This window comes from Rhizobacter sp. P1_G5, from assembly GCF_056405435.1.
Genome location: NZ_JBFUCB010000621.1, coordinates 1 through 3,492, shown reverse-complemented (window position 1 = coordinate 3,492; position 3,492 = coordinate 1). Strand labels below are relative to the sequence as shown.

Annotated in this window: 4 protein-coding genes and 1 pseudogene; 2 read left to right on the top strand and 3 right to left on the bottom strand. The window is 70.9% G+C overall.

Annotated elements, in window-relative coordinates:
- Positions 1 to 392: pseudogene (locus tag AC1D12_RS28240) on the top strand (penicillin-insensitive murein endopeptidase); the annotation flags it as partial.
- Between the two features lie 6 nt (positions 393 to 398).
- Here AC1D12_RS28240 and AC1D12_RS28235 read toward each other — a convergent pair.
- On the bottom strand, positions 399 to 851 hold the full coding sequence (locus tag AC1D12_RS28235; protein WP_477844399.1) for a YybH family protein: 453 nt from the start codon (positions 849 to 851) through the stop codon (positions 399 to 401).
- Entirely contained in the window at positions 848 to 1,303 is a 456-nt protein-coding gene (locus tag AC1D12_RS28230; protein WP_477844398.1) for a GlcG/HbpS family heme-binding protein, read from the bottom strand. Before AC1D12_RS28230 ends, AC1D12_RS28235 begins: the two co-directional genes overlap by 4 nt.
- Positions 1,304 to 1,395: 92 nt before the next feature.
- Between AC1D12_RS28230 and AC1D12_RS28225 the strand changes: the two genes are divergently transcribed.
- Positions 1,396 to 2,295 carry a LysR family transcriptional regulator gene (locus AC1D12_RS28225; protein WP_477826549.1) on the top strand — a complete coding sequence of 300 codons (900 nt, stop codon included), beginning with the start codon at positions 1,396 to 1,398 and terminating at the stop codon, positions 2,293 to 2,295.
- 9 nt (positions 2,296 to 2,304) lie between these two features.
- Here the strand turns inward: AC1D12_RS28225 and selD are convergent, their stop codons facing one another.
- On the bottom strand, positions 2,305 to 3,363 hold the full coding sequence (selD, locus tag AC1D12_RS28220) for a selenide, water dikinase SelD (protein ID WP_477844396.1): 1,059 nt from the start codon (positions 3,361 to 3,363) through the stop codon (positions 2,305 to 2,307).
- Positions 3,364 to 3,492 lie beyond the last annotated feature (129 nt).

Genomic DNA, 3,492 nt, shown 5'->3' with positions numbered 1-3,492 from the left:
TCCGCCCGCACCGCAGCCACCAGAACGGGCTGTCGGTCGACTTCTTCGTGCCGGTGCGCGACGCGGCCGGCGTGTCGGTGCCGCTGCCCACCGGTGTGACGAACAAGCTCGGCTACTCGATCGAGTTCGATGCGGCGGGGCGCTTCGATGACCTGCGCATCGACTTCGCCGCCATCGCAGAGCACCTGTTCCAGCTCGCCGAATCGGCGCGCCGCCACGCGGCCGGGCTCGCGCTGGTGATCTTCGATCCGCCGTACCTGCCGATGCTGCTGGCCACGCCGCGCGGCGAGTGGTTGCGCGAGCACGTCGAGTTCATGAAGGGCCGCGCCTGGGTGCGGCACGACGAGCACTACCACGTCGATTTCCAGGTCGCCTGCGCGCCGCTGGCCTGACGCGCCTCAGGGCTGGGGCGACAGGTGCAGGTGGCGCAGCTGCCAGCCGGACGCCGCGCGGGTCCACACCATCGTGAACGCGAGACGGCCGGGCGAGGGCGCTGCATCTGCCGTGCCGATGCCACCCAGCCGCGTGCCGGTGACGAGCGCGGTGTCGCCGAAGCGCTGCAGCGTGAGGTCGGCGGTGCGCAGGTCGATCTGCCGGCCCGACTTGAACAAGCCCTCGAAGGCCTTGGCGTCGAGGTGCAGCAGGGCCTTCGATTCCGGCACGGTTTCGGTGAAGCCTTCGGCGGGCAGGTAGCGCACGACGGCGGCGAGGTCCTTCGCGCTGATCTTCGCGAAGAAGTCGACGGTGGCATCGGCCGGGTCGGCGGCGGCATCTGCCGCGACGGCTGGGAGCGAGGTGTTGAACAGCGTCATCGCGAGCAGGATCCCGGGGAGGCGTTGGCAGGGCTTCATGCGGTGCGTGTCCCGGCGACCTCGAAACCCACGGCGCGCAGCGCGGCTTCGGCCGCCTGCTGGTCCTGCAGCGCGTTGCCGCCCGAGATGCCGATGCCGCCGACCGCCTGGCCGTCGTGGACGATCGTGCAGCCGCCGCCGACCGCCACCAGCCGTGGCCGGTGCGCGAGCGGTGCGACGACCGGATCCTGGACGATGCCGTTCCACACGTGGGTGCCGAGGCCGAACGAGGCGGCGGTCCAGGCCTTGTCGATCGCGACGTCGACGGTCAGGAACGCGGCGCCATCGCTGCGGTCCAGTGCCTTCAGGTGGCCGCCGGCATCGGTGATCGCGACCGTGGCGTCGATGCCGATGTCGCGGCAGGCGGCGCGCGCGGCGTCGAGCAGGCGTGCGGCGGCGTCGCGGGCGATCGACGCGGACGCGACGGTGAGGGGAATCTGCGAGTGGGGCATGGATCTTCCAGTGAGTCGTTGAGGCAGCGAGGCCCGAACTCTAGAATCGCAATCCTTGATTGATAAGACTGCGCTGGAAGTATCAATTTCAAATGAAAGTTGACAATATCGCGGACTTCGAAGTGCTGGTGCAGACTGCGCGCGGCGGCTCGCTGACGGCGGCCGCGGCGGCACTCGGCATCACGCCTGCGGCCGCCAGCGCGATGCTGAAGCGGCTGGAGACGCAGCTCGGCACGCGGCTGTTCGAGCGCTCGACGCGCGCGATGCGGCTGACCGCGCAGGGGCAGACGCTGCTCGGCTATGCGACGCGGGCGTTCGAGCTGCTGGCCGAGGGCGAATCGCAGGTCACCGAGGAGCGCGGCGCGCTGGTCGGCAGCCTGCGTGTCGCGGCGCCGTCCGACCTGACGCGCACCACCCTGCTGCCGTGGTTCAGCGAGTTCATGGCCGTGCACCCGGGCCTGCAATTGGTGCTCAGCGTCGGCGACCGGCCGAAGGATGTCGTGCGCGACGATGTGGATGTCGCGTTGCGCTACGGCACCCCGGCCGACTCTGGCCTCGTCGCGCGGCTGCTGGTGCCGTCGCGGCCGGTGCTGTGCGCGTCGCCCGACTACCTGCGCCGGCATCCCGCGCCGCAGGTGCCGCAGGACCTGCTGCAGCACAACTGCCTGACCTTCGACCGCGGCGGGCGCAACTTCCGCAGCTGGCGCTTCGGGCGGGAGGGCCAGTGGGTCGACGTGCGGGTGCGCGGCGACCGCACGGTCGACGATGCGTCGCTGGCCCGCGAATGGGCGCTGGCCGGCGCGGGCGTGCTGCTGAAATCGCAGATCGACGTCCGCAACGACCTGCTGAGCGGCGCGCTGCTGCCCTTGCTGCCCGACTGGGAGACCGAGCCCTATCCGCTGCATGCGCTGCTGCCGAGCGGGCGCTTCGTGCCGGGGCGGGTGAGGGCGCTGGTAGATTTCCTCGCGAAGAAGTTCGATTCGCTCGCGTGACGGCGTGCTTCAGGCCGCTGTCGCCCGGATCGTCAACCGAGGTGCACCGGCCCGCATGCGGCCGATGACGGCGGCCTGGCCGAACCCCGCGGCGTGGAAACTCGCGAGCACCTTGTCGACCGCCTCCGGCGCGCAGCTCACGAGCAGGCCGCCACTGGTCTGCGGATCGGTGAGCAGCGCCTGCTGCCACGGCTGCAGCCCGGGCGCGAGCGTCACATCGGCCCCGTAGCCCGCCCAGTTGCGAGCCGACGCGCCGGTCGCGATGCCGCTGCGCGCATGTGCGGCGGCCGATTCGATCAACGGCACCTCAGCGAAATCGAGCTCTGCCGCCAGGCCCGAGCCGCGGCACACCTCCAGCAGGTGGCCGGCCAGCCCGAAGCCGGTCACATCGGTCATCGCGTGCACGCCGTCGAGCGCGCCCAGTTCGCTGCCGACGCGGTTCAGCTGCGTCGTGTGGCGCAGCATCTCCGCATACCCCGCCGCATCCAGCACACCCTTCTTCAGCGCGGCCGACAGGATGCCGACGCCGAGCGGCTTGCCCAGCACCAGCACGTCGCCGTCGCGCGCGTCGGCGTTGCGGCGCACCCGGTCGGGGTGCACCAGGCCGAGCGCGACCAGCCCGTAGATCGGCTCCAGCACGTCGATCGAATGGCCGCCGGCGATCGGGATGCCGGCTTCGCGGCAGATGCTCGCGCCGCCCTCAAGGATCGCGCCGATGACGGCCGGCGGCAGCTTGTCCAGCGGCATGCCGACCAGCGCCAGCGCCATGATCGGCGTGCCGCCCATCGCGTAGATGTCGGAGATCGCGTTCGTCGCCGCGATGCGGCCGAAGTCGCGCGGGTCGTCGACAATCGGCGTGAAGAAGTCGGTGGTGGCCACCAAGGCCTGCTGGTCGTTCAGCCGGTACACCGCCGCATCGTCGGCGGTCTCGGTGCCCACCATCAGCTCGGGCGGCACCAGGCCCTGCGGCGCGCGGGCGAGGATGTCGGCCAGCACGCCGGGTGCGATCTTGCAGCCGCAGCCACCGCCGTGAGAGAAGGACGTGAGTCGGATGGGTTCGGTCATCATCATCGAAGTGTCGATCAAAAAATGCCGGGGGGCACGCCGTTGAGCCACAAGCCCACCACGGTCGAGGACCTGCCGTCGTTCAGCGTGCTGATCGACGTGCGCACGCCGGCCGAGTACGCGCTCGACCAC

Excerpts from the sequence above, each read along its gene's own strand:
- AC1D12_RS28235 (WP_477844399.1), bottom strand. The coding sequence starts at position 851 with ATGAAGCCCTGCCAACGCCTCCCCGGGATCCTGCTCGCGATGACGCTG.
- AC1D12_RS28230 (WP_477844398.1), bottom strand. The coding sequence starts at position 1,303 with ATGCCCCACTCGCAGATTCCCCTCACCGTCGCGTCCGCGTCGATCGCC.
- AC1D12_RS28225 (WP_477826549.1), top strand. The coding sequence starts at position 1,396 with ATGAAAGTTGACAATATCGCGGACTTCGAAGTGCTGGTGCAGACTGCG.
- selD (WP_477844396.1), bottom strand. The coding sequence starts at position 3,363 with ATGATGACCGAACCCATCCGACTCACGTCCTTCTCTCACGGCGGTGGC.